We start from the raw sequence: 22,378 nt of genomic DNA, 5'->3' as shown, positions 1-22,378 counted from the left end.
CTCCGTGCTGTTCGTCGCTGCGTCCGTCCGTTGTAGGACGATTTTTAAGTTTTCGTGTCGTACGTTGCATTGGTACTCGCGGACCGCATGGATTGGTTGATTGGCGGAAACGATCCGTCTCGCAGACGCACATCCATCGGGGTCAGGTGAACCCGCGGTACCAGGGCGGGAGGGTGGTTCCCTCCCCGCCTGTCCTTTCATACGAACGCTGGTTAGGCGCTCGTCCAGGCCCGCGTTTTCACTGCTTATCCCCTGTTAAGGACCTAGTACTTATAAGTATTTGGGGAGCAAACATACAAATAAGGAATGACCATGACCGCTCAACACCCATCGCTGCTCGATACCGATCAAGAAATCCTCGAACTCCTCAACGAGGAAAGCAGACAAACACCGAGCATGCTCCTCAAATCCGTAGCCTCCACGGACTCGAAACAGTACGTCCAAAACAGACTCAAACACCTCCGCGACAACGATCTAGTACAAAGAGCTGACCGGGGGATCTACGAACTCACCACGCTCGGTGAACGCGCGGCTGATAACCTCGATATGTATCGAGAGGATCGAGGGGGGTTCTGGCGCTTGCTGCAGGGTTGAGGACTGCATCGATTGGTGGCCCAGGATTACAACCAACTGGCGCACCTAAAGGCTCGCAGCATGCCGACGTCTCCCGACCGTTAACAACACTCTATTCTCCGTGGTGAAGTTCTGATATTCACTGGCCGTGGGGTCTCACCTTTCGCGCGTATAGTGTAGTGGGTGCTGTCGCCAGAGCACCCTCCCCAAATTATCAGAATACTAACCCCCAATTCACACCAATTACACTACAACAATTGGTACTCAAATTTCTTACAATTTGGGCGCGCTCTCCCAGCGACAGCACCCCCAATATAGTAGGGGAAGAAGTTGGAGGTATCGATGGGAAGGGCGCGGCGGCTGCCGCGCTCGTTGTGGACGGAAGAACGTCAGCGTCTGAATCGGTGGTCACGGTGCTCCTGCTGACGCGTGCGCGCGTGGCGGGGTGTGCTGGCTCGATGAGGGGCGTGACACGTGTCCTGACTGCAGCGTGTTGCGCAGCGTGTGAGCGCCTATGTGGGGACGCGTGGGACCGGAGAGAGTGTGTGACCTGCGTGTCGTGGCAGCGGTGGTGCGCTAACGCTCTGTCGTCACGCGCTTCTCGTTATAGGTTTTCTCCCCTTCAGCTGGTGAGCACTGGCGATATGTGAGCGTTGACAGGTTCGTGTCGATCGTGTCTGCGCTGACGTCGTCTGCACCCCAGGCGGGTGTGCGTGACACTGTTCGTGACCGCGGGTATGTTCTCGAAGCCCAGTGGCGCGTGAGCGTCGCTCACTCCGTGCGCCCATAACACTTCGCCCTGACCCATCTCAGATATCTAACACAGGAGGTAAATCCTCTCCTATACACCAAACACCATCTTCGGACGTAAGAACCCTGTCAGAAAGCCCCTGAGAGGTGTCATTATACCCGTTATCCCGACAAAAAAGCTTTTTCAAGCAATTCTAAGCCCCGGCACGAAAAACACCCTCTCAGAACACTCAGTTAACTGAGATGGAGGGGGTGAATCGGGGGTTCAGAAACCCACCAATTGATACAGTAAATGAAGTTTGCCATGAGAGGGGTGAAAATCACTCTATTGAAAATCGCACCCTGTCAAGAAGAAATATACCACGTCAAGAACCCCTGTCATTTATACTTCTATGGGTGTTATAACCAAACACAATGGCCCCGGACAAAGATTACAAAACAATCACCACGATCATCTACGTGACCGGAGATTCCCCCACAGAACGCAAAGACGATCTGCGCGCGTGTCTCTCTCACGCCACTAACCATACTGGTGAAACATGGCTCACTGAGCCCTCCCTCACGAAAAACACAGATAACGCAGCGCAAGCAATCGAGAACGAAACACCAGGGAACTCAGTGACAATCGAAGAGGTAGACTGGCACGCCCCCATTAACCAGCTCCTCATCTGCCACGACAAAACCACGACGAAAAACGGACTGAACGGTATGATGCAGGGCGCAACGAAAAGCAATCAACCATACTCCCTCATCGTCGTCCACCCCGATGAACTCATTAACCGCGCACATGGAGCCGACCGCATTCAACAGCTCGTGGACAGCGCGGTGGACGTACACCTGGCTGAGGCAGGTATGATAATCACGTCCGATACTGCTATCGAGGGTGCGACGAAACGTGCGCTCACCACGCTCAGTGATGCCATACATCCCTCGCATGACCACGATAGTGACGCCACGTACGCATGGAGTGGCGGCCGTCCGCCGTTGGGGTTCGATGTGAAGGATGGGAGGTTGGTAGAGACTGATGAGTACGATCGTATCTGTACTGTGCTCCAGCAGGTTCGTGATTCAGAAACCAGTAAGCGTCGTGCTGCAAAGCGCCTCGGGTGTTCGCGTGGGACGATCATTAACGCGCTGGGGGATCGTCCGTCGATGTACGGGCTGGCGTGAGGGGGTCTGGGGTGCCTGCCCGCATGCGGTCACAGCCAGTTGATCCGTTCCCTGCGTTGTCGCATTTTGGATTTCGAATCCCTGTGATCGTATCTTTCCTCAATGATGTCTGTACCGACGTTCATCCGGTCGCTGACGACGTCTGCAGGGACATCTGACGCGAGATAATCAGTGATCGCCCCGTGACGGATCGAGTGCGGAGCAGTGCTGGACGGGCACTTACTCGCGGTCATATTGTTCATCGCCTCGCACTCGTCTGGGTCCCGATCGTGCGGGCAGTCACCGCCGTTAAACGTACACGGGCGGGTGACTCGGTACACGTTGAGTCGGATCGTGTTCTTCGTGATTCTCCCGAATTCCGTCGTCAGCAGCGGGTCTCTGCGGTGGTCGTCCTGCACGTCGTGACGGTGATGCTCGATGTGGTCATCGATAATCCTGCAGGTACGCGTGCTGACAGCGACCGCGCGCTCCCCTTTTCGCTTGTTCTTCAGTGGGGTGTCGGTGTCCGGGTTGTGTCGGAGTTCGATGTATTCGTCTCGCGGGTGGTAGTGTTGCAGGTCGATTGCTCGTGCTGCGCCCATCCGCATCCCGGTCTCCCAGAGGATCCGGAAGATGACGTGTTGTAGGCTCGCGTACTGGTATTTATCGAGGTGCTGCAGGATTTGCTCGGCCTTCTGCCGGGGGACTGTGTCGGTGCCTCTCGCGCCCGGATCTGCGAGGGATGGGGAGTTGACCGTTTCATCGAGGCCGTCGATGCATCCGTTGATGCTGACGCAGAACCGCAAGAAGACACGGAGCGTGTCTAGGTTCGATTTGAGTGTTACGTCACTCACCGTCTGTTTCCGGTGGATTTTGAAGCGTTGAACATCGCGGCCGGTGACGTCGTTCAAGTTGTCAATACCTTCTTGGTCGCACCATTCCACGAAGCGTTGTAGCCTGTATCCGTGGCTCTGGAGCGTTGCGTCTGAGAGTTCGCGTTCTCGATCTTGTTTGTACAGTTCAACTGCGTCGCGCGGTGTGAGGGGTTCAAGCCCGTCGTCGGGAGAGTTTCGTGCCATTGTTCTGGGGCACGGGCGGGTTGGCGGGCCAAGCGCGTGCGCTGCCGTCGGCCTTTGTTGGTGGAAGCGGAGCGCAGGGGGCGGAGCCTGCGGAGCCCCCGAGCACCGAACCGCGAAACCGACCGGAGCGTTGGCCGTAACCGCGTTCTCGTGAGCGAAGCGAACGAGAGTTTGCGAGACGAACGCAGTGAGTCTCGCTCGATTCGAATTCGCGCCGGCCCACTATAGCCCGCAGCCACTTGGGGTTCGACCCAGACCGCAAGAAGGGTCTGGGTTCCGGACAATCTCAGTGGCTTTCTGCGGCGCGATTCCACTCCAAGTGACAACTACATCCTCGCTCTCTGGCGGTTTTCTGGATCTGATGTCGCGCGACGAGAATTAGTCTGCGGTCTCCGCGCCGTCGTCTTCGCTACCGTCGTCCCCACCGTCATTCGCCAGTTCGTCTTCGAGTTCCTCGCGACCGCGCTTGAATTCGCCGAGCGACCGACCGGCGGCGTTGGCGAGCTTCGGAATCTTGTTCGCACCGAACAGGAGGACGGCGATGAGCAGTACGACGACGACTTCTATCCCAGATGGGATTGCGAGTTGTGCTGGTGTGATCACGTCCAGCTGCGGATCCGCCGTTCGCTCGGATAAGCCGCGGGCGAGAGCGGGTGGGTCGCGCGTCGCGTCCCGGAGGGACGCTTGATGAACCCGCTGGCGCGTGGGGGCTATCCCGCCTCGGTGTCGACGTCCGGGTGCAAGTGCAAAAGAAGGACGCGAACAGGATGGGTCGGCTGGCCGAGCAGGCGGCGGCCCGGAAGTACCACCTCCGGTTGGAGAGAGACAGTTGGCACGACGCCCGCTGGAAGACAAACGGTAGTCCAGTCGATGTGAAAGCGGCAAAATACAAGAAGGGAAGTCGCTACGGACGGTTTATGCTCTGGCGCGGTCAGCACAGACAGCTCCGCGAGCGACAAGGCGGCTACGTGCTGGCGGTCGTTGGCGAGAACAACGATAGTCTCAGGGTACTCAAAATGGCTAAAGTCGGTTGTAGAGAGCTTGAGCGTCAAGTAGACCCGAATTGGTACAGTATGAGTAACAAGAAGGACAGTCACGGTACCAAGATCCCGTGGCCGAGGCTCGTCAACTATCGCTGAACCGGAGGCGGTGGGGTGGGGGTGGCTCTTACGCGAATGCGCACGCGCGCATAAACCAGATTCCGCTGCCGTGTGGCGATTTTTATGCGCGCGGCCGCGCATAAACTTCGGGTGGGGGGTCGGGGGTTAGTAGCGGGTGCCTGTCCCGACCACGTCGCTCGCGGAAACGGTGGTATCGTCCTCCTCGGTGTCGTCTCCGTCCGATTTTGCATTCTCGTCGGAACCTGAGGACGCAGGGGGTGGGGTTTGACCCCCTTCTTTCCCTTCTCCATCCTTCGATTCGGGGGGTTTACGACCGGGGGTGGGGGTGTCCCCCTCTTCATCTACTCGTTGGTAGGCCGGTTGCTCGGCGTCGGGGTCGTACTGATCGTCGTGGTGGTGGCAGTAGCCGTGTTCGCCGAGAGAGGCGGTGGTCGTGATTCCGCACCGCTCGCCACCGTCCTTGACGCCGCGGCACCGTTCGTATTCTTCGGCACCGCCGACGCTCTCGTTGACGGTGACACCAATCTCGACACCCCACTCGAGGTCGTCCACGTCCTTGCTCAGGTCTACCAGATCATCTCCCTCGTAGTCCCACTCCCACGTCGCCGGTTCGTCGGGGTCGGCTTTCCAACGTCCGGTGGTGTCGGGGAGGCCGTCGAATTCGAATTTCTCGTCGACGTACTCTCGTCGTTCGCTCACCGCACCGTAGATCGTCCCGGACTTCTTGCCGTCCTTGTGGATGACTTCAGCGAACCGGCGGACTTCCGGCGAGATGTCCCGCCCACCTTCGGCGTGGCCGATGATCGTCAGCCCCATATCCCACTTCGCCGCGAACCGAATCAGTTGGCGCATTTGCTCCTTCACTTCACGGTCGTCTAGATCCCCGGAAGCGTGTGAGGCGGCCTCGTCGAAAACGAACTGGCTGGGCTCGTCGCGGTGTTCCTTGGCAAACTCCACGAGCGACGACATACTGCTGATGGAGATCGTGGACGGGCACGTGCGGATGTTCGAGGCCACATACCCCCCAGTTTCGCGTTGCCACAACTTCCCATCAATCTTCAGCGTCGTCGCTGTCTTTCCCGAATTCATATGCCCGGTCACCAACGTCACCGGAGCGTCCCGCGTCACCCAGTCGCTCAGCCAATCCAACGCGTCCATCGTCGACAGGTCGACCGACTGGTCGGGCATACCCGTCAGATAGTCGACGATGTGCATTTGGCCGCGCTGCACGGCACGGTGTGCGGTCTCGGTGCCGTGTCGGCGCAGAATCTTCCGAGCGGGGTCAGTCTCCCAGAATGACGCCGGCATATCGTCGGTGATTGGATAGTAGCTCTCAACCATCCACGACACCCACGCTCGCATTTCCGGGTCGCGAATCAGTCCAGAGTGGACGTGGGCGTCGGGGTCGACGTCGACGTTCCCGCGGACGTATTCGCGGAGATAACCAGCGGGCTCGAATCCACCGTCGTCACCCATCATTTCATCTCACCCCCGTTCTGGGGTTCGTGTTCATCCACGAGCGCGGGGCCGCTTTCCCTCTGTTCTGGGTCTTCGAGTTCGTTCAGCTGTTCTTCCGGATCCGGTAGGCGGCCGAGTTCTTCCTGTCCAGCGTCCTTCTGCAGTTGGCTGGCGATGTCCATACCGGGCGGCAGTTCCACTCCTTGGAGGACGGCCATCAAGGAGTTGAACGTGTCCTGCGCGCGCTCCTTGACCTCCATATCGTATGAGGCGTGCAGATCCGAGTAGGCGCGGGCCATAGGAGATAGGGTCTCCTGCACCTGTTCGAGGCGGCCGCGGAATTGCCTGATCTCGTAGTTTGTCGCGTTGCCCATCCACGATGTTCGCGCGGTGTTCGCTTCAGGATCGTATGACGTCACCTCGTACGCTTCCCGGGCCTTCTGCACGTCGATTTGCTGTAGGTGGCCCTTCCCAACTTCCTGCCCAGTCTCGTCGATCGCGATGAGTTCGTCGTACGTCTCCTGCGACACGTCGTGGACAGCGAGATCGCCATTTGCGGGGTCTAGCTCGCTGAAGACCACACGGTTGGGGTCGTAAATCAGCCCGACGATGATCGCGCTGACCAGCACCGCGTACGGTAGCGTCACGAATGCGACGCCGATGAACACCCACGCTGACAGGGGGATTTCGCTGACGCTGAGCCCGAGTTGCCACCAGCCCAGACTGATGACGAATCCGAGTCCGAAGACGACGGTGGCGAACTTGAACTTCCGCTTCCAGATGAAGCTGAGAAGCGCGACGAGTCCACGTCCGAACATCTCAGACCACCCGCCGGTAGTCCCGGCGCATAGCATACCAAGTCAGGATCCCTGTGACGACTGCGACACCACCGACGACGAGCGAGGCGGCGAGTGCGGCCGCCTGAACCTCATCCCAGCCGGCGCTAGATCCGGCGAGGAACCGGTTGCCCTTCTCCTCGACGATCGCAATCATCGTGTCCCCACTCTGCACGGTCACGGCGCGCGTCCCGCTGTCGGCGACAGTGAACTCGAGCGTGCGCTCGGTGTCCCCGGGGACGGTGTACGTCTGGTACGGAATCTCGGAGACGGAGCCCTCGCTGACGCTGCTGAGGGCGCCGGCGTCCGTCACGGCCACCGTAGTGTACTCGTCGGCGCTGACGGTGATCTCGACCGTCCTACCGTTCCACGTCACGTTGGTAATCCGGGCGTCCTCGCCGAGCTGGTGGACGATGGTTTGGCCGTTCTCGGTGGTCGTTGTGGTCGTGGTGTTGTTCGGTGCGGTCTGCTGTGCCGCGACGGGGGTCGTCAGGGCCGCGACGGCGGGGCCGGCGGCGGTGAAGGATACGACTGAAATCAGCAGTAGGTACATCGCTGGTGACTTCTTCACGTCACCGCGGACGTCCGCCATTCAGTCGGAAAAACGGCCCGCGAGACCGGGTGGGTTCATCAGATCTGGAGGGTGTCTCAGAGGCTGAACTTGTCGCCGAGGACTTCTCGAAGCGCGGCTTCGAGGACATCGACGAACAACGCCCAGATGATCGCAAGCGGGTCGTACCCCAGCATACTCAGCCCTTTGAACGCGACCGCGGCGAACACGGCCATCAGCAACGACACCTGCACGACTCGGATGACCAGTACCAGCGTGTTGGTGATCCCGACCGCCCGCAGCAGCGTGTACGCGAGGGTGGCGGGGCCGCCCGCGAGTGCTTTGATGATGGTTGTGATGGACACCATAGCGTATCACCTGCGGTTGTCGTCCTCGCCGAGGAGCTGGGCGACGATGGATAGGATGACGACCACCCCGGATCCGCCCGCGAGCAGCTCCCACGGAATGTTTCCATCGAAGCTGGGGACGTTGACCCCACCTCCGCCGCCGGGATTGACGCTGCCGTCTCCATCGGGTGTGGTGTCCTCAGTATCTCGCTCGGCTTCGAGGATGGCGTCCCATCGCTCTTGGATGTCCTCGCTGCTGTCGAGAGTCATAAGCGTCCCATCCGAGACGGTGATGTACTCTAGCGCGTTGCCGTCGGCGTCCTTCACGGACTCGATTCGGACGCTGTCACCGCTCGGCACCTCGTGCATACCGTTCGAGTCCGCGATATAGACCGTGGACGTGGACGGGACAGTGTACTCGTTGCCGACCATCAGCCGCGTCTCGATCAGAATGGTCACGTCCGTCGCACTGACCGTCGTACTAGATCCGGCCCCGGTAGTGACCTCCACGGAGACTGTCACGGTGTCGGCGTGCTTGACGCCGTGGCGAGACAGGGCGTCTTCCCACTCGCGGCGGGTGGGGGTGATGGACGACGTGGACGACTTTGCAGCAACCGGTGTCGCCGAATCCCCCGTTCCGAGCTGGACTCCGATGGAGTCGACCGATTCGCTGCTGTGAGAGGCGGAGAACGTCTTGCCCGCCTCGGGGTAGGAGTCGAGGTGGAGGGTCGAACCGCTACCGACCGGGACGTTAATCGTCCAGTCTGTACCACCCAGCGTCTCGGCTGAGAGACTGCCGAGCTTCGGCGGGTTCCGCGAGTCCCAGAGGATGTTCGCCTTGTCGTACGTGATGTTGTCAGCGTCGACGTCTACGTGGGTGTACGTTCCCGTCCGATCGAGATCGGTGCTGTACCCACCCATCCACGCCGCCGCGATCGGGTAGCCAGTACTCCCGGTCTGGAGCCAATCGCCCGCCTGCAACTGCATAAACGCGTAGGGAGAGAGTACCTCTTCGACGTTCTCGATTTCGCCGGTAGCGAGAGCGTCGAAGATGTCCTCCACGTGTTGCTGCATATCCGCCGTCAGCGTCTCGGCGCGGCTGATGACGTGGGCCGCAATCCAGTCCCACCAACCGTTCGCATAGCCTCCATCGGGCATAATCGAGTCGATGTGGCCGTCGTTTGAGCTGGCGAACGGGTAGACGCGACCGTTGTTCTGGTCGTACTTCTCAACGTAAAGACCAACCGGATCAACGTCATCGTCCGCGTGCCAGCCGGTGCAGAGGCGTTGGAGTGTCGAGCTGTTCGTCTCCGCGTCGACGAGTTCGTCGTAGTTCGTGACCTTCTTCGTGAGGTCGTCGCTGTCCCCGCCTGCGTTGTCTGCAAAAAGGGGGTGGATGTACACTACACCAGTTTCGGTGGAATCGTTCAGCGACCCGTCGTTACAGGCGAGTGCCTGCGTCGTGATCGTGTCACCGTTGACGAGTTCTACCTCGATGTCCCGAGTCCCGATGATCCGGTGGTGATAGCTGTCATTCTGGTTTTCTTTGTACCTGATCGTCGGATCGTAGTCGGCGTTATCGGCGAATCCAGTGACCTGCTGGGCGTGGAGGTTCGCCAGCCGGACGATCGCGCTCTCGATGATCCGGTAGAAGTTCTCCTCGAAGACTGCAATCTGATTGTAGATTTCGTCCTGCGCCTGAGCCGCCACGAGAGACTCAGCCTTGCCGGCGTTGATAGCCTTCACAGCCGCCACCTCCCCCGAAATCAAGGCGTTGTTGTTCAGCATTCGGAAGTTGTTGTAGCACTGCTTCGTGAGCGCGACGAGGTTATCGTGGATGGTGTGAGCGTGGGCGTTGACGTCTAGTTCGAGCTGGTCATCCTGCGCGTCGTCGGCGTCCGGGGTGATCTGCCCCCACGCCCACGTCGCCATATTGGTGACGGCGTAACTGGCCGCGTTGGCGACTTCGGCGGAGTACAGGACTCCGCCGACCGGTGCGGTCAGGATCATAGGTGCGGCTGCCGCCGTCTTCGCGGGGTTCTGGAGCGCATAGTCCACCACGACCTCACCGCCGTCGATGGAATTCGGCGCCTTGTGCTTGTCCGAGTCCGCGGTGTCGGTAGTAGTGGTCGTCGTGTTGGTCGTGGTGGTCGTGGCCGCGCTGGCGGTTCCGCCGGCTGCGGCGGCTCCTGCGGCTGCGCCGCCGATTTTGATGAACTGCCGGCGGCTGACTCGTTCGTTGAGCGGGTTGTGCTTCGACTGCGTCGTCTCGCTGGCGTCATTTTCGTCGGTCTGTTCGTGTTCGGTTGGGTCTGTCATTCTTCGAAGAATCGAAAGGCTGCGGTTGGTTAACGACCGGAGAACTCGACCATCCCCGTCATCGCGACGATGTAAAGGACGCTCGCGAGCAGGAGGATGAGGTTAAACGCCATCGCGACCTCGCCTGTGGGGTCGACGAGTGTCGCCGTGAGGCCGCTCTCCGTGATGATCTTGAGTGCCGAGTCGACGCCAACGTAACCGCTCGTACTCCCTGCAACGATTTTGCCAAGGTCTAGCTTGTCTGCCATTACTGCACTCGAGGCTGCAGCCACCCCTTCCGATAAGTGTCACGCGAGCAAGGGGGGTTCACGGCTCAGCGGAGGGTTAGGGACGTAGATGGGTCTCGGCGACCGGAAGAATGAGGAAAGGTTGGTCGTGAGGCGATTCAGTCCTCGATGACCGCTGCGGCTGCGCCGAACACCGCGAAGCCGGCGAGTGCAATGACGATGACGGCAAGCGGGATGGATCCGCCGCCGTCACCGGGCACGAAGCCACCACCACCACCGAGGCTACCAGACTCATACACGACACCCGCGTCGGTCGCGTCCTGCCCGTGGGTGCTGACGCGGTACTGCGTGTACTGCTCGCCATTCGCGCCGTCAAGGCTGATTTTGACGATGTGCGGCGTGTCGTCGGGAGTAACGATCGTCTGCTCGACCTGCTCCCACTCTGAGCTGCTGTTGTTGTAGGCCTCAATCGTCACCGTCGTCTCGGTCGCGTCGGCGAGCTGGGCGTACGCGGTCTCCGGCGCCTTCTCGGCGTCGCGGTCGACCGTCTCAACGTCGGGTGCGTGGGACTGGTACGGGTCGATGATGTCTGGCTGACCGTCGTCGTCAGCGTCCTCTGCGTCAGTCACCGTGTCGTACAGGATCCCGATGTCCACCGTGTCCGCACCGTGCGATTGCGCGTACATCTCCGAGACGTCACCTGCGCTGTGGTTGATGTCCATCGTCACCACACCGTCGTTGGGGGTGACCTCGACGGTTTTCTTGCGGAATTCGCCGTCAGAACCGTCGCCGTACGTCTCTTGGATTGCGACCGTCACGTTCTGCGCCTCGTCGACGTCGTAGCTGAAGTACACCTGCTCGGGGGTGCGGTCGACCTCGACACCAATCCCATCGTAGGACTGGACTGGGTGGTTGGGGTACACGTCGTTCGCACCGTACCACCAGTCGCCGTCGTAATTCGTCGCGATCGTCAGGTCGACGGTCGTAGTCCCGTTGGTGGTGGTGTACTTGGGAACCTCGTCGGTGGTCGAGTAATCCCCGACGTTCTTGTTGTACTCGACCCTGATGTCGGCGCCGTCAGGCACCCCGCTGATGGAGTAGGAACCGTCCGCGCTGGTGGTCGCGGTCGCACCATACCGGTAGATCGTCTCGCCGTCGCGACCATCGACGAAGACTGCGACCGGGATACCCTCCACGCCATCGACAGTCTCGTCCGCGCCAGTGACGTTACCGCTGACCGTCACCGTCGCCGAGTCGGCGTATAGCGACATATCGACAGTCTTCGTTGCACCGTCAGCGACCGAGTGCGAGGCGAACGTGGCCTTCTGCGCGTATCCGTCCGCCTTGACGCGGACACGATACGACGTGCCCGAGTCCACGCTGACGCTGTAGTTACCGTTGCTGTCAGTCGTGGTCGTCTTGACCACTTCGACGTTGCTCGGGGCGGTTGGGTTGCCGTTGTATGTCTGATTATCGACGACAATCTCGACCGTGGCACCGGAGATCGCGTTTCCGGACTGGTCAGTCACCTGACCATCAATCGTCCCCGTGCCGGTGGCGGCGCTCGCCGTGCCGGCGAGGAGACCGGTGGCGGCGAGCGGCGACATAACCAGCATAATGACTGCGATTACTGCTGTCAGTTGATTGTACTGCACGCTCGAGGCTGCTGCCGCCCCCACGGGTAAGTATCACGCGACCAAGGGGTCTCGGCTGCCACGCCGGCGTTCAAGTGTCAACAACGCCATCGAAGCTGTTGCAATGTCCGAGACCGCGACTACCGCCGACGCCGACGGCGGACTGGACGCTCCGGATTGTGTCGACTGGGAAACTGGGGAACTGCTCGACGTTTGGATCGGCTGTGGCTGCGACGTCGAGGAATTCGCACGCCGCGTCAAGGTCGCACACGACTCGTGCGGTTCGCAGACGATCACCTACACGGGGGTTGACCCCGATGGCGAACACCGAGAATGTCCGGCCTGTATGCAAGAGGTCGACATCGACCCCGTCGAGGGCGAGGTCACACACGTCGACGAAAACCCGGAGTCCGGCAGCCCTTCCGCGGGGCCGTCCGCAGACACCTGAACGAAACCCATCAAGGGCTGGTTCGCTATCTGTACCTCGCGGGCTGTTCGTGCCCGCGCGGCTGGGGCTCCGTGGTGACGGCGGAAAAGTTGCTTCCGTGAACGGGTGGGTTCGCGGGTTCAAGAGAATTCAGGGGTTCAGCCCGTGAGGCCGGCGATGACAAGGATGACCACCGGAACGGTAAGTAGTGCGACGAAAACCATCGCCGCGAACAAGAATTGTAGCGCGAACGGCATTCTTAGCAGTCGAAACCCGTGTCTTCGACCCACTCCGCGAGCGTGTCGATGGGCCGCAGCTCGTCGGCGTCCAGCACGTAGTTCTCGCAGTCCCACTGTTCGACGCGGCCGTCCTCCATCAGATCCTCCCGAGTTGCCCAGCCGTGAACCGCGACCCACTCGCTATCCCATACCTGAGCGAGGACGTACACGTCCGCCTTGCCGGACTCGACCTTCTCGGAGCGGACGGGCAGGCTGGACGGTTCCCCAGTCGGCGTCCACCAGTGCCCCTTGCAGTCGATTCTACGGTGGTCAAGGCCTCGTCGGACGCTGATGTCGCTGCCGTCGTCGCCCTTCTCGCTGATGTCGACGTCAACGGCTTCGATGGCGCCGTCGTCGGCGCCGAGCGACTTCGCCGCCGCGAGTTCCGCTGCAACGCCGGTCGAGTGGGTCTGGACTGCGTCGTCGTTCTTGCCATTCAGGATTTCTCTCGTTCGTCCGTCTTCGTAGGAGACAGCCCGCGAGAGCGCCAGCACGTCCACGAACTCCCAGTCGTCATCGTCCATCTGAACTAGTTCGTAGTCGTGGCTCCAGTGGGGGACGGAGGGGGCGTTCTCTGCGCTCATTCGGAACCACGGGCCTCCACCCAAGTCTTGCGGACGTAGTGGTCGTCGTCGATGTGGTAGTACGCGTCGAAGAGATTGTGCGCCGTGCCGGTGACTGTCCCGACATCCTCGATCTCGTCGCCGATGGTGTACTTCCAGTCCGTCATCGTCCTTGGGTCGCCGTCTTGAGGGCGCATTCGTCGCAGAGGGTCACCGTCTCGGTGTGCCGGCCGATTTCGATTTCGTACATCACGTCGGCGAGGGGGACGCCGGCGATCGCGTCGCCGCAGATCTTGCATTCGATGGGGGATTCGTTCGTGTTCTGTTCCGTGTCGTAGGAAGTCGTGTTCTCGTGCATTGTCGGGTTGGTCGTCGGCCGGTTCCACAGTCGCCATCGGGGCCACGGTCATCGTCAGGCACTCGGGGGCCAATCCAAGCGCGACGCGCCCCGCGAGAAGGGCCGCGTTTCGACCGTCAGTGGTGGTAGGGCGTCAGGGATTCTCATCAGCCCAACCGGCTGACCCGTCGCTGTAGTAGCGCATTACCTCCTGTGCGTGATACCGGACTTCCTGTGCGACGCCGAAGCCGACCTCCGACTCGGAGGGGATGTCTCCGTACTCCCAGCAGTTGTCCTCAGAATACGCGCCGGCCTCAAACCGATCGCCATCTACCTCGACGACGAACTCAAGCCGGATTCGCACGGAGTCACCCTCATCCGCTACCTCGCGGACGTCGTGGATGTGGTGGTGGCTGGCGAAGGGGGCGTCGTAGACCTTGTCTTCCCCACCACCGAACTCGGCGAGACTCGACTGTCCGCTCATTGCCGATCACTGGCCTCGTCGGCCCCGTCTGGGGAGCGAATCTCTGCACCGAGTCCACCCGTCTCCGCCGCCTGCTCGCGGCAGTCACCGCACAGGTAGGGGCTGTTGTGGTCGCTGTCGTACCCGTCGCCGCAGTTGATACACTCGCTGTTGCCGGTCTCGTCGGCGGTCTCGAACGCGACGTCGTGACTGGCTTCCGTGGTCGTGGTGTCGCCAACCACTTCCACGTCCTCGAGGTCGCTGGGTTCAATCTCGCCTGCGTACACCGCCGCGCTGATGGTGTCGTCAACCTTCAAGAACAGCTCGTCGGTGTACGCGTCGCGGTCTTGGAGGGCCTGCTTCGCGGCGGCGGACATCTTGTCGTAGTTCTGCGTCGAACGGGTCTGCCGGTAGCTGTGCGCGTCGTACGCGGCACGAAGGGCGGCTGCGAGGTCTTCGGATTCGACTTCGGGGGATCCGTTCTCGTCGTCGCGGGGTTGGTCGTCGGTGTCGTCTCCGTCGCCGTACGTGACCGGGATCTCGGCCTCGGTGTCGTCCTCGGCGACCTCAACTTCGACCGTCTCCGTCTCCACGCCGTAGCCGGTCGTGTCGCCGTCCCACTCGTCGGTCTCGTGGTCGGGTTCCGCGAGCGGTTCGAGATCGTCCTCCAGCTCGTCGAGACGGCGCTCGGCTGCCAGACGCACGGCGTAGCAGTTGGCCTCGTCTGCCGCGATGTACAGCGCGCCGACGATGGCTTCGTCGTCGATGGCGTAGAGGTCGATGTTGCGGTAGGCCTCACGCACGTCCCCATCGTCCGCTACAGGGGCGAGGATCGTCGTGTGGGTCGGGATGTGCTGCTTGATGGCGTCCTTGGTGTCGGCGTCGGAGGCGGCGATGTTCCGGAGCGTTTCGGCGTCGAGGTCTTCGGCGGGGGCGGCGTGTTCGTCGTCGGTGTTGGAGTCCTGATGACTCACTAACAGGTTGTAGGGGGTAGGGGCTAAAAAGACTTGTTCTCGAACCGGTACATCGACAAGTACGAAATAGTCGTACTGCCATCATACAGGACGTACACCCACGCACGCAACAGGACTAAGTACCGGTCTAACGTATCAATTATTGTAGAAGTGGCCACTCAGAAGACCAGAGACGAAGTCATCGCCGCACTCGAAGAAGGGCGTGTCACCCCGCGCCACCTGCTGGACGTGACCAGTATCGACGCCAAACAGACTGCCCAGTACCACCTGCGGGAACTCCGGGCCGACGGTCGGGTAGAGCGCGTTTCTCGCGGGCTGTACGAACTGACCGACGACAGCACCGAGTCCAACGGTGGTGGCGAAGTGCTGGAGGCACTCGTCGCGGCGCTGGAGGACGACGCGGATCTAGACGCGGACGAGTTCGAATTCGGCGACGCCGCCGGTGGTTCCTCGTGACTCGTCAGAAGGCCCTCGTACCCTCGGCGTTCGTGGGTGCAGTCGAGGACTACGCCCACGGGGAGATCGACGAAACCTACGTTCGGAAGTGGTACGAGGCCCAAATCTCGGGCGTCCGCCACCATACCCGCGACCCACTTCCCGCGGAAGAGTTCGTCGCCGCGATCATCGCCAACGCCGGCGTCGACGTGACCGACCCCGACCGCGACCGGATCCGCGAGGTCTACGCCGAGCAGATCGACACCGCCGAGGAACTGGCGGGTGATCCTCGTGTCTGAGGGCGGTGGTATGCGATGACGGACGGATATGGTGACTGTGACCTCTGCGACGCTCCGGTCGGACTCATCGTCGAGCGAATGCTGGACGTGGGCGATGGTGTCATCCCCGTCGCAGTCTGCTACGAGTGTCGCCGGCGCGTCCGGGGTGGTGGACAGTGAAACTCGCCACCCTCGCCGCGATCATAATGCTCCTCGCCAGCCACGGTGCAGTCCCCACAGTCGACGTTGCCGATGAGGACTCGCCGGTCGAAGTCACCGCGAGTGAGGATCCGATGGTCGGCGACTCCGGTGGTGTTCTCTTCACGCTCGAAGCCAACACCAGCGGGAAGGCCGACAAGGTGACGGTCGGACGTGTCGGTGAGCGCGGTGTCTCGACCACCAAGTGGGTGCAGGCGGATGACGGCGAAACGGCGTACTGGTTCGTCTACTACGGCAACATCAGCACCGGGGACGTCTACGTGTCGCACGTGGCGGTCGTTGACGGCGGGTCGGATACCGTGGAGATCGTCAACATCCCCGACGTGCGCGTCCATCCGTCCGATGGGTGTAGCAGCAACTGCGAGCGGCTGAAACTGGTCGCGGATATAGTTCGCGCCCTCGCGGACGGTGGTTGGCGATGACGGACGTGCTGACAATCGCCGTCGGCGTGTTCGTCGGCGTCTTGTGCGCCGCGCCCGTCGCCAGCCTGCTGGTCGCGGCCATGTGGGTCGTGATCGACGAGGCGGTGTTTGGACGCGACTGACTCAAACACCCCTTCGGTTCCGATGAAAAACCGCAGTACTGAGAGACTCTCTACCTCGCGGAAGCGCGGCCGACAATTTCGCCGTAGAACTCGGACTCGAGGTCGTGATCTCGCCAGTCCTCGGGCCAGTACGACGCGTCGAGGATGTCCTGCTCGGCCGCGTCCTGCAGACGCCACAGGTCTCGCGGGCGCTCGGCGCGCCATCGCTCAACGACTGCCTCGTGCGCGGCCTCGAGGTCGTCCGGCGTGGGGCGGGTCATTCGCTACCACCCGCGGTGCGGACGTTGTAGCCCTCGTACTCGACGACTGCGATGACCTCGGGGGGCGTCCCGACATCCGGCACCCAGACGTTCTCGTCGCGGTCGCGGCGGAACGTGTAGTCGCCGGCGTCCGTCTCGGCACGGATACCCGCGGGTGTGCGCGTCACGTCGCTGACTGTCAGTCGCTCGCTGCTGTGCTTCTCAGATGGGGCTCCTTCCATCTATCAACAGTTTGCAGGGTGGGGGACATAAGGACACTGCCTCGGGTGCAGATTTCGCGCCCCTCAAGGCTTGTGACGTGTGTTTGGGGGTAAACGCCGGGTAGTTCATTGGAGGGTCACGTCCAGCACATCTTCGGTCGGTTCCTGCCCCAGTTCGTCGACGCGCTGGAAGTCCGCCAGCACACCGCGGTACGCGTCGTCGTCGAGTCGCAGCGACACCTCCTTGAACGCCTCGTGGTCGTGGATCGTCAGGTAGGGGTAGCCCGCGGACGCCACTCCCTTGACGGTGCAGCGGTACGACTGTGCGTTGTCCTCGTCGCCGGCGACGAGCGTTAGAGCGTCGCCCTCCTCGAGTTCCTCGACAGTCTCGCGCACACGACCGGTCATACCCCACGGTTGCCGCCGCCTCAGCCGTAAATCACGGTGGTTCAACGCGCACGTGTAACCCGCGTCGTTGGCTGCGTCCACGCTCGACGGGCTGCTGGACGCGCACGGGGGTTCGTGGGTTGGCTGGGAGTCGTTGGGCGGCTGGCAGCTGCTCGTCGTTCTCGGCGGCCTCTCCGTCTTACTCAACTCAAGGTTGTTTTTTCTGTACGTCCACAAACGTGGAGGGGTAGATAGATTGTCAGAACGGTCGTTAGAGCGGTTCTAATCGCAATTCTTCATATCCTACCCAACTCAAGACTATTTTTTCTGTGTCACCTCGAAGGTGGGGAGGTCGGAATAACACGAGGAGAGACGTTAGAGCGTTGTACACGGCGGATTAGACAGGATTACTCAACTCAAATAGAATTTTTCTGTGCCGTCTCGAAAGAGGAGGTCGCTCTCGGATGGGAGAGACAGGGGCGGTCGGTGGGTAGTTGGTGGATCTCGACACCCCATTCCCTGATCCTCCACTCTAAAGGTAAGCTAAATTAACCCCACAGTTGGGTAACCTTTTTATTCCTTGTACACTTACTATTTCTTAAGGGACTACACAAGCGTAGAGATAGACGGAGTCTATCTCGGAGCGGGCGACGACGGTCGCCCTGTCCGACCCTACGTTCTCTTCTCCCCTCAACGACTCTTACTCTCCCTTCTCTTTCGAGACGGTACAGAAAAAATAGTCTTGAGTTGAGTAAGTAGGAGAGAACAACGTGTAGAAACGTTCTACCGTTTGATCCCGTTCTTTCTCTCGTCCCACCCCTTCGGAACCATACAGAAAAAATATCCTTAAGTTGAGTAAGTTGTTGGGAACCACGAGTACAGCCGTTCTACCGGACGTTCTCACATCTCTCCTACCCCACCTCGTTTGTGGACGTGCAGAAAAAATACTCTTGAGTTGAGTAACCTTTATATCTCCCCCCCGACAAGTAGGAAATGCGAATGGCAAAACGCCTGAACGCGGACATCGACGACGACCTCGAAGCCCTCCTCGACGCCTGCGTCGCTGATAGCGATTATGAAGCAGAAACCAAGTACATCCGCAACCTCATCCGCGAGGACGCCGAAGAACGCGGCCTGACCGCCGCGGACGCCCCCGACGCCGACGACTCCGACGAGCAGTCCATCGTCGAGACGTACGACCCCGACGCCGAAGGCGTCGAACTGACGAAAGACGAGCTGAAGCGGCTGAGCGGCGACGTGGACGAGATCAACCCTGATCACGTCCCACGCGACACGATCCCAAACGGCCACGCAGAGGCACTCGTGACGGCGATGACACGGTACAAGCACGACCGCGTCCACCGCGACGACGTGGTGCAGATCTGCAAGTCGGTGGGGCTGACGAGCAACCACTACCTCCGCGATCGGAAAAACGACCTGAACGTCCCCGGTCTCGTCGTCGATCGACTCGGTGGCGGTACCAGCGCGAAAAAGGCGGGTAGTGGACGCGGACTGGTGGATAGCGTCGACGACGAGAAGGTCGTCGGGGCCGCACTGGCGACTGCGATGGATCCGCCGGAGACCGAGGCGGACTGCAAACCCATCTGGGATTCGTGGAAGGACGTTCGCGACGACGTGGTCGAGACGCGGGGGGATAGTGGTGGGCCAGTCGTCCGTGCCGTGGGTGATATTATCGACACCGCCCTGTTCGAGATGATGGATTGGTTGCCGTCCGAACAGATGGCTGACGTACATCTGGCTGGTGAGACGTCCGCTGAGGAACGTCGCGATGAGTGGCCGGGCACCCCCCGCCAACTGGTCGATTGGTACTGCGAGTCCAAGGATAAAGACGACGTGCCCGAGCCCGCACGGCAGAATCTTGCCGATTCGGTTGAGGGTTGGCTGTAGACCCCGACCGACCGCGCCTTTTATCCCTCTTAGTAATATAATATCTATAGGATGAGCGTCAAGCATACTACGGTTATCTGTCGGGAGTGCTGTGAGCGGGTGCGTGGCGATGGGGGCAGGCTGTGGTGTACGTGTCGAGAGACGCGGCGAGGGCCGGAATCGGTGAGCGACTGGGAGCGAATGGTCAGCGGCGAGTAACCGGCAGCGCCCCACGCCGGCGTTTTTCAGTTACCCCTCCCTACTCAGCAGGTGCGCCCGGTGGGAGGGGCGCGGAATGGTTGGTCGGGCGTCTTGGAGGGGCGCCCACCGCTTGTCTCTCTCCTTTGCTACCGTGAGTAGCTCGGGCCGAGGTGTGCGTACCGCTGTCCCTCGCGAAGCAGCTGGTCTGCGTGACTATCTGCGAGACGGCAGTCCCACTCCGAGTTGCCTCTCTGTTCGATCGTTTCGCCGTCCAACCAGTCCTTCAGCGGTCTCGGCGGTCGTGGTTCCTCGTCGCATTCGCCGACGATCTCGATGGGGGTGAGGATCCGCACGCGCCAGTGTCGGGCAATTCGTTCCGCGCTGTCGGTCAGTTCCGCAGTCGTGGCCAGCACAGGTTGTGCGCCAACCGTGTGCCCCATCGTAATCAGGCGCCACAGCACTCGTGGCGTCACCGGCGTCGTTCCCCAGTCCTTACACTGGATCACCCGCTTCGAGCCGGGTGCGTTGGGATTGGCGGCGACGACGTCGACTTCGTGGCCCCACACCACCGCGCCTCGTGCTGCGTCCCAGCCCCAGTCACGGTACGCGTCTCGGACTTCGACTTCCCACCAGTTCCCGGCTCCGGGGCCTCTCCCATCGGTTTCGTCTCGGTTCGGTAGTTCCGGGTCTGTCTTTGACGACATACTGTCACAATCGTCGAGATGGAGTATCAACCCCCGCCGTCCGTGGTGAAAGTGAAAGTGGAAATTTCGCCGCTCTCAGCCCCTCTATGAGCCACAATCGTGATTAGGTTACTCGCGCGAGGAACTGCGTCACTTATCGGTCTTTTTCAGGGGTTCTTGGCGGCCGGTTCTCGGTGGGAGAAATGTCGTGTTAGTGGGGACTCCACCTTGCCTACGAAGAGACCCTACGAAATCGCCTTTACACGAACGTTACGAAAGCCTATGTCCGCCTCCGTGGGTGGGGCTAGCCCCCCTACGGGGGGCTACCTGTGGGGTCTGGCCGGTAATGGTGGTTCTCAGCGAGCGACTGGGAAGTTTCAGCATAGTGGGGAGAGGAGTGGTCTCCGTCTCCCCCGCGAACCCCTCTTCTCCCCAAGTGAGATTGTCCCCGAGTTCTCGTCGAAGTACTGCCCCCGAGGTTCCTCGGCGACAGGGGTGGCCCCCATGATCCTCGAAGCGAATGCTGCCCCCTCGAACATCGACGAAGAGACAGCCCCTCGGTATCCACCGACGAGACTGCTCCCCCTGTGTGGGGGTCAGGAGTGTGAGGCTCGACCATAGTGCCTCCGCCGAGGAGGGCTGCTGTGCAGGTGCTGCTGCGCCGGCGTTTATCCGATACTGGCGACGTCGCTGAGGTATGGCTATTGAGACTGTCCGCGACGAGCATATCGCCGACGAGTGCGCCCACCTCGAGCTGGCGGCTGGCGACGTGCAGGTGTTTCTGACTTGGGTGGTGGATACCGTGTCGGTGGTTGTCGTCGACGGCGACTGGCAGGGATCGGTGACGATTGACGATGGGCGGCGAGTCCGAGGTGATCCCGTGTGAGCGACGAGGTCATCCGGCGACACGAACGCGAGCAGCTGGCCGTCGAACTGGAGCAGTCCGCGCGGTGTATCGCGATTCAGGCCGACGCGTGCGACTTGGACGAGCGGCAAGAGGAGCTGGTCGGGGGTGTCGTCGTCGATCTCCTCGCGGCGGCGGAGTTCGTGGAGCCAGACGGCGACTGAGAATTCAGCCCTCGTGCCAGTACGCGTGTTCTGCGTCCCAGATGTAGCCACCGAACTCCCCAGTATCTGCTTTCACCCGGCGGGTGAACTCGTCAAGCGTCCCGAGGTGGGCTAGGGTATCGTAGTCGATCTCGTCGGGGGTCGCGCGGACGAAAACCAGCCCATCCGAGTAGCTTTGCGTTGTCCGGTAGACGTGGACGGGTTCGATTGTCCTCGACAGAGACGGCTGGCTGGCGTCGACAATGGTCTCGTCGCATTTGGGGCAGGATTCGATGTCGTCGTCGAACCACGTGCCGCATTCGGGGCATTCGTATCCCAGTTCTTCCATCACTCGAGACCGCGGTGCGCCGGCAGAAAAGAGGCAGCCGACGGTGGGGTCAGTCCCAGCCGGCGGCCACCATTTCGTCGCGGATCTGCTGCTCGGTCGGCTGTGCAAGGTAGGGCGCGAGGGCGTCGGGTGACGACCAGCCGCCGACTGCCATCACGGTGTGGATGTTGGCGTTCTCGCGCACGAGGAGACTCTGCGCGAAGAACCGGCGGAGGTCGTGGCTACTGAGCCGTTCCCAGTCGGGATTGCCGGTCTCCTCGGCCATCTCGTCGCCGAGGTCGCGGACAATCTGTCGGACGCGGCTCTTCTCGACTCCGAGAAGCCGTTCATCGTCGTCGCGTTCCAGTTCGAAGCGGATCTCGAGGAGGTCGCGTTCGACGTCGGTCGGAATCCACGCGTCCCGCGCTTTGCCGCCACCTCCGGTCGTGTCCTTGCCGGCGGATTCGGGGACGCGGAGGCGGTAGTACCCCTCGTCGTCCTTGCGGACGTGTTCGTAGCGCATTTCGGCAATCTCCTGCGCGCGGAGGCCGACCTTCCCACCGAGCAGAACGGTGGCGTGGTGTTTCGGGCTGGACTTGTCGGGTTCGTCGAGAGGCCTGTTGGCGGCGTACTCGCGGAGCTGTTCGTACTCGTCGGGAGTGAGCCACACCTTGTGGCCGTTCCCTGTGGATTCGATCTGCATTCTGTGTGTAACGGAAGTTCGAGTTTCCGTCACTTATGCGCCGGCCCAGAGGGAGTGTAGCAGCTGGTGGGGTCACGAGATTCGGCGTTTCAGTCTCTCTCGCCGGGGTGGTGGTTCTGAA

At 61.2% G+C, this 22,378-nt stretch carries 32 protein-coding genes; 12 read left to right on the top strand and 20 right to left on the bottom strand.

The features are described from left to right. The first annotated feature begins 312 nt into the window (after nucleotides 1–312). Nucleotides 313–594 (top strand): hypothetical protein, encoded by a 282-nt coding sequence (locus EYW40_RS08905; protein ID WP_135821259.1) that lies wholly within the window; start codon nucleotides 313–315, stop codon nucleotides 592–594. 1,143 nt (nucleotides 595–1,737) lie between these two features. After that, entirely contained in the window at nucleotides 1,738–2,493 is a 756-nt protein-coding gene (locus EYW40_RS08900; RefSeq protein ID WP_135821258.1) for a hypothetical protein, read from the top strand. Nucleotides 2,494–2,522: 29 nt separating this feature from the next. Here the strand turns inward: EYW40_RS08900 and EYW40_RS08895 are convergent, their stop codons facing one another. Continuing rightward, a complete protein-coding gene (locus EYW40_RS08895; RefSeq protein WP_135821257.1) occupies nucleotides 2,523–3,551 on the bottom strand; it encodes a tyrosine-type recombinase/integrase in 1,029 nt (342 codons plus the stop codon). Nucleotides 3,552–3,929: 378 nt separating this feature from the next. After that, nucleotides 3,930–4,154, bottom strand: a complete 225-nt coding sequence (gene tatA, locus EYW40_RS08890) for a twin-arginine translocase TatA/TatE family subunit (RefSeq protein ID WP_135821256.1) — start codon at nucleotides 4,152–4,154, stop codon at nucleotides 3,930–3,932. A gap of 140 nt (nucleotides 4,155–4,294) precedes the next feature. Between tatA and EYW40_RS08885 the strand changes: the two genes are divergently transcribed. Next, the gene (locus EYW40_RS08885; RefSeq protein ID WP_135821255.1) at nucleotides 4,295–4,690 is read left to right on the top strand and encodes a PD-(D/E)XK family putative nuclease; all 396 of its coding nucleotides are present in this window, start codon (nucleotides 4,295–4,297) and stop codon (nucleotides 4,688–4,690) included. Nucleotides 4,691–4,816: 126 nt separating this feature from the next. On the opposite strand, the gene EYW40_RS08880 is transcribed toward EYW40_RS08885, so the two are convergent. From EYW40_RS08880 to EYW40_RS08850, 7 genes are all read right to left on the bottom strand, one after another. Further along, nucleotides 4,817–6,151, bottom strand: a complete 1,335-nt coding sequence (locus tag EYW40_RS08880; RefSeq protein WP_202614488.1) for a hypothetical protein — start codon at nucleotides 6,149–6,151, stop codon at nucleotides 4,817–4,819. Further along, nucleotides 6,148–6,948 (bottom strand): hypothetical protein, encoded by an 801-nt coding sequence (locus tag EYW40_RS08875; protein WP_135821254.1) that lies wholly within the window; start codon nucleotides 6,946–6,948, stop codon nucleotides 6,148–6,150. Before EYW40_RS08875 ends, EYW40_RS08880 begins: the two co-directional genes overlap by 4 nt. Before the next feature lies 1 nt (nucleotide 6,949). Beyond that, a complete protein-coding gene (locus tag EYW40_RS08870; RefSeq protein ID WP_135821253.1) occupies nucleotides 6,950–7,558 on the bottom strand; it encodes a DUF8063 family protein in 609 nt (202 codons plus the stop codon). A 56-nt stretch (nucleotides 7,559–7,614) separates the two neighbouring features. Continuing rightward, nucleotides 7,615–7,884, bottom strand: a complete 270-nt coding sequence (locus tag EYW40_RS08865) for a hypothetical protein (protein ID WP_135821252.1) — start codon at nucleotides 7,882–7,884, stop codon at nucleotides 7,615–7,617. A gap of 6 nt (nucleotides 7,885–7,890) precedes the next feature. Further along, a complete protein-coding gene (locus EYW40_RS08860; RefSeq protein ID WP_135821251.1) occupies nucleotides 7,891–10,182 on the bottom strand; it encodes an Env/VP5 family phage fusion protein in 2,292 nt (763 codons plus the stop codon). A gap of 29 nt (nucleotides 10,183–10,211) precedes the next feature. Then, on the bottom strand, nucleotides 10,212–10,430 hold the full coding sequence (locus EYW40_RS08855; RefSeq protein ID WP_135821250.1) for a hypothetical protein: 219 nt from the start codon (nucleotides 10,428–10,430) through the stop codon (nucleotides 10,212–10,214). 137 nt (nucleotides 10,431–10,567) lie between these two features. Next, complete coding sequence (locus EYW40_RS08850) at nucleotides 10,568–12,064, bottom strand: carboxypeptidase-like regulatory domain-containing protein (RefSeq protein ID WP_135821249.1); 1,497 nt, start codon at nucleotides 12,062–12,064, stop codon at nucleotides 10,568–10,570. A 103-nt stretch (nucleotides 12,065–12,167) separates the two neighbouring features. Between EYW40_RS08850 and EYW40_RS19960 the strand changes: the two genes are divergently transcribed. Continuing rightward, nucleotides 12,168–12,491, top strand: a complete 324-nt coding sequence (locus EYW40_RS19960; protein ID WP_135821248.1) for a hypothetical protein — start codon at nucleotides 12,168–12,170, stop codon at nucleotides 12,489–12,491. A 238-nt stretch (nucleotides 12,492–12,729) separates the two neighbouring features. Here EYW40_RS19960 and EYW40_RS08840 read toward each other — a convergent pair whose 3' ends face one another. From EYW40_RS08840 to EYW40_RS08825, 5 genes are all read right to left on the bottom strand, one after another. Beyond that, nucleotides 12,730–13,332 carry a hypothetical protein gene (locus EYW40_RS08840; protein ID WP_135821247.1) on the bottom strand — a complete coding sequence of 201 codons (603 nt, stop codon included), beginning with the start codon at nucleotides 13,330–13,332 and terminating at the stop codon, nucleotides 12,730–12,732. Next, entirely contained in the window at nucleotides 13,329–13,478 is a 150-nt protein-coding gene (locus EYW40_RS19600; protein WP_161973185.1) for a hypothetical protein, read from the bottom strand. The genes EYW40_RS08840 and EYW40_RS19600 overlap by 4 nt, the downstream gene beginning before the upstream one ends. After that, entirely contained in the window at nucleotides 13,475–13,669 is a 195-nt protein-coding gene (locus tag EYW40_RS08835) for a hypothetical protein (protein ID WP_135821246.1), read from the bottom strand. The genes EYW40_RS19600 and EYW40_RS08835 overlap by 4 nt, the downstream gene beginning before the upstream one ends. A 133-nt stretch (nucleotides 13,670–13,802) precedes the next feature. Next, nucleotides 13,803–14,132 (bottom strand): hypothetical protein, encoded by a 330-nt coding sequence (locus EYW40_RS08830; protein WP_135821245.1) that lies wholly within the window; start codon nucleotides 14,130–14,132, stop codon nucleotides 13,803–13,805. After that, the gene (locus EYW40_RS08825) at nucleotides 14,129–15,085 is read right to left on the bottom strand and encodes a hypothetical protein (protein WP_135821244.1); all 957 of its coding nucleotides are present in this window, start codon (nucleotides 15,083–15,085) and stop codon (nucleotides 14,129–14,131) included. Before EYW40_RS08825 ends, EYW40_RS08830 begins: the two co-directional genes overlap by 4 nt. A gap of 150 nt (nucleotides 15,086–15,235) precedes the next feature. Here EYW40_RS08825 and EYW40_RS08820 point away from each other — a divergent pair, with 150 nt between their 5' ends. From EYW40_RS08820 to EYW40_RS20310, 5 genes are read left to right on the top strand one after another with little or no spacing between them, the layout of a single operon-like run. Beyond that, nucleotides 15,236–15,541: a helix-turn-helix domain-containing protein gene (locus tag EYW40_RS08820; RefSeq protein ID WP_135821243.1), complete on the top strand. Its 306-nt coding sequence runs from the start codon at nucleotides 15,236–15,238 to the stop codon at nucleotides 15,539–15,541. After that, a complete protein-coding gene (locus tag EYW40_RS08815; RefSeq protein WP_135821242.1) occupies nucleotides 15,538–15,819 on the top strand; it encodes a hypothetical protein in 282 nt (93 codons plus the stop codon). Before EYW40_RS08820 ends, EYW40_RS08815 begins: the two co-directional genes overlap by 4 nt. A 15-nt stretch (nucleotides 15,820–15,834) precedes the next feature. Further along, the gene (locus EYW40_RS19595) at nucleotides 15,835–15,978 is read left to right on the top strand and encodes a hypothetical protein (protein ID WP_161973184.1); all 144 of its coding nucleotides are present in this window, start codon (nucleotides 15,835–15,837) and stop codon (nucleotides 15,976–15,978) included. Further along, on the top strand, nucleotides 15,975–16,439 hold the full coding sequence (locus EYW40_RS08810; RefSeq protein WP_135821241.1) for a hypothetical protein: 465 nt from the start codon (nucleotides 15,975–15,977) through the stop codon (nucleotides 16,437–16,439). The genes EYW40_RS19595 and EYW40_RS08810 overlap by 4 nt, the downstream gene beginning before the upstream one ends. Beyond that, nucleotides 16,436–16,561, top strand: a complete 126-nt coding sequence (locus tag EYW40_RS20310) for a hypothetical protein (RefSeq protein ID WP_259370028.1) — start codon at nucleotides 16,436–16,438, stop codon at nucleotides 16,559–16,561. The genes EYW40_RS08810 and EYW40_RS20310 overlap by 4 nt, the downstream gene beginning before the upstream one ends. A gap of 50 nt (nucleotides 16,562–16,611) precedes the next feature. Here EYW40_RS20310 and EYW40_RS08805 read toward each other — a convergent pair whose 3' ends face one another. The 3 genes from EYW40_RS08805 to EYW40_RS08795 all read right to left on the bottom strand — a co-directional run bounded on the left by EYW40_RS08805 (nucleotide 16,612) and on the right by EYW40_RS08795 (nucleotide 17,429). Next, complete coding sequence (locus EYW40_RS08805; protein WP_135821240.1) at nucleotides 16,612–16,821, bottom strand: hypothetical protein; 210 nt, start codon at nucleotides 16,819–16,821, stop codon at nucleotides 16,612–16,614. After that, nucleotides 16,818–17,042, bottom strand: coding sequence for a hypothetical protein (locus EYW40_RS08800; protein WP_135821239.1), 225 nt, complete (start codon nucleotides 17,040–17,042; stop codon nucleotides 16,818–16,820). Before EYW40_RS08800 ends, EYW40_RS08805 begins: the two co-directional genes overlap by 4 nt. Before the next feature lie 105 nt (nucleotides 17,043–17,147). Next, a complete protein-coding gene (locus EYW40_RS08795; protein WP_135821238.1) occupies nucleotides 17,148–17,429 on the bottom strand; it encodes a hypothetical protein in 282 nt (93 codons plus the stop codon). Between the two features lie 978 nt (nucleotides 17,430–18,407). Here EYW40_RS08795 and EYW40_RS08790 point away from each other — a divergent pair. Then, on the top strand, nucleotides 18,408–19,316 hold the full coding sequence (locus EYW40_RS08790; RefSeq protein ID WP_135821237.1) for a hypothetical protein: 909 nt from the start codon (nucleotides 18,408–18,410) through the stop codon (nucleotides 19,314–19,316). Between the two features lie 326 nt (nucleotides 19,317–19,642). Here EYW40_RS08790 and EYW40_RS08785 read toward each other — a convergent pair whose 3' ends face one another. Continuing rightward, nucleotides 19,643–20,200, bottom strand: coding sequence for a restriction endonuclease (locus tag EYW40_RS08785; RefSeq protein WP_135821236.1), 558 nt, complete (start codon nucleotides 20,198–20,200; stop codon nucleotides 19,643–19,645). A gap of 676 nt (nucleotides 20,201–20,876) precedes the next feature. Between EYW40_RS08785 and EYW40_RS08780 the strand changes: the two genes are divergently transcribed. Together EYW40_RS08780 and EYW40_RS08775 are read left to right on the top strand one after the other, a co-directional pair. Then, entirely contained in the window at nucleotides 20,877–21,065 is a 189-nt protein-coding gene (locus EYW40_RS08780; RefSeq protein WP_135821235.1) for a hypothetical protein, read from the top strand. Then, nucleotides 21,062–21,247, top strand: coding sequence for a hypothetical protein (locus tag EYW40_RS08775; RefSeq protein WP_135821234.1), 186 nt, complete (start codon nucleotides 21,062–21,064; stop codon nucleotides 21,245–21,247). The genes EYW40_RS08780 and EYW40_RS08775 overlap by 4 nt, the downstream gene beginning before the upstream one ends. Nucleotides 21,248–21,251: 4 nt before the next feature. Here EYW40_RS08775 and EYW40_RS19955 read toward each other — a convergent pair whose 3' ends face one another. Both EYW40_RS19955 and EYW40_RS08765 read right to left on the bottom strand, forming a co-directional pair. Continuing rightward, entirely contained in the window at nucleotides 21,252–21,575 is a 324-nt protein-coding gene (locus EYW40_RS19955; protein ID WP_135821233.1) for a hypothetical protein, read from the bottom strand. Nucleotides 21,576–21,624: 49 nt separating this feature from the next. Beyond that, complete coding sequence (locus tag EYW40_RS08765; RefSeq protein WP_135821232.1) at nucleotides 21,625–22,257, bottom strand: site-specific integrase; 633 nt, start codon at nucleotides 22,255–22,257, stop codon at nucleotides 21,625–21,627. Nucleotides 22,258–22,378: the final 121 nt, after the last annotated feature.

It is taken from the genome of Halostella litorea, from assembly GCF_004785955.1.
GTDB classification, from domain to species: Archaea; Halobacteriota; Halobacteria; order Halobacteriales; family Natronoarchaeaceae; genus Halostella; species Halostella litorea.
This window is presented reverse-complemented; position numbering and strand designations above follow the sequence as displayed.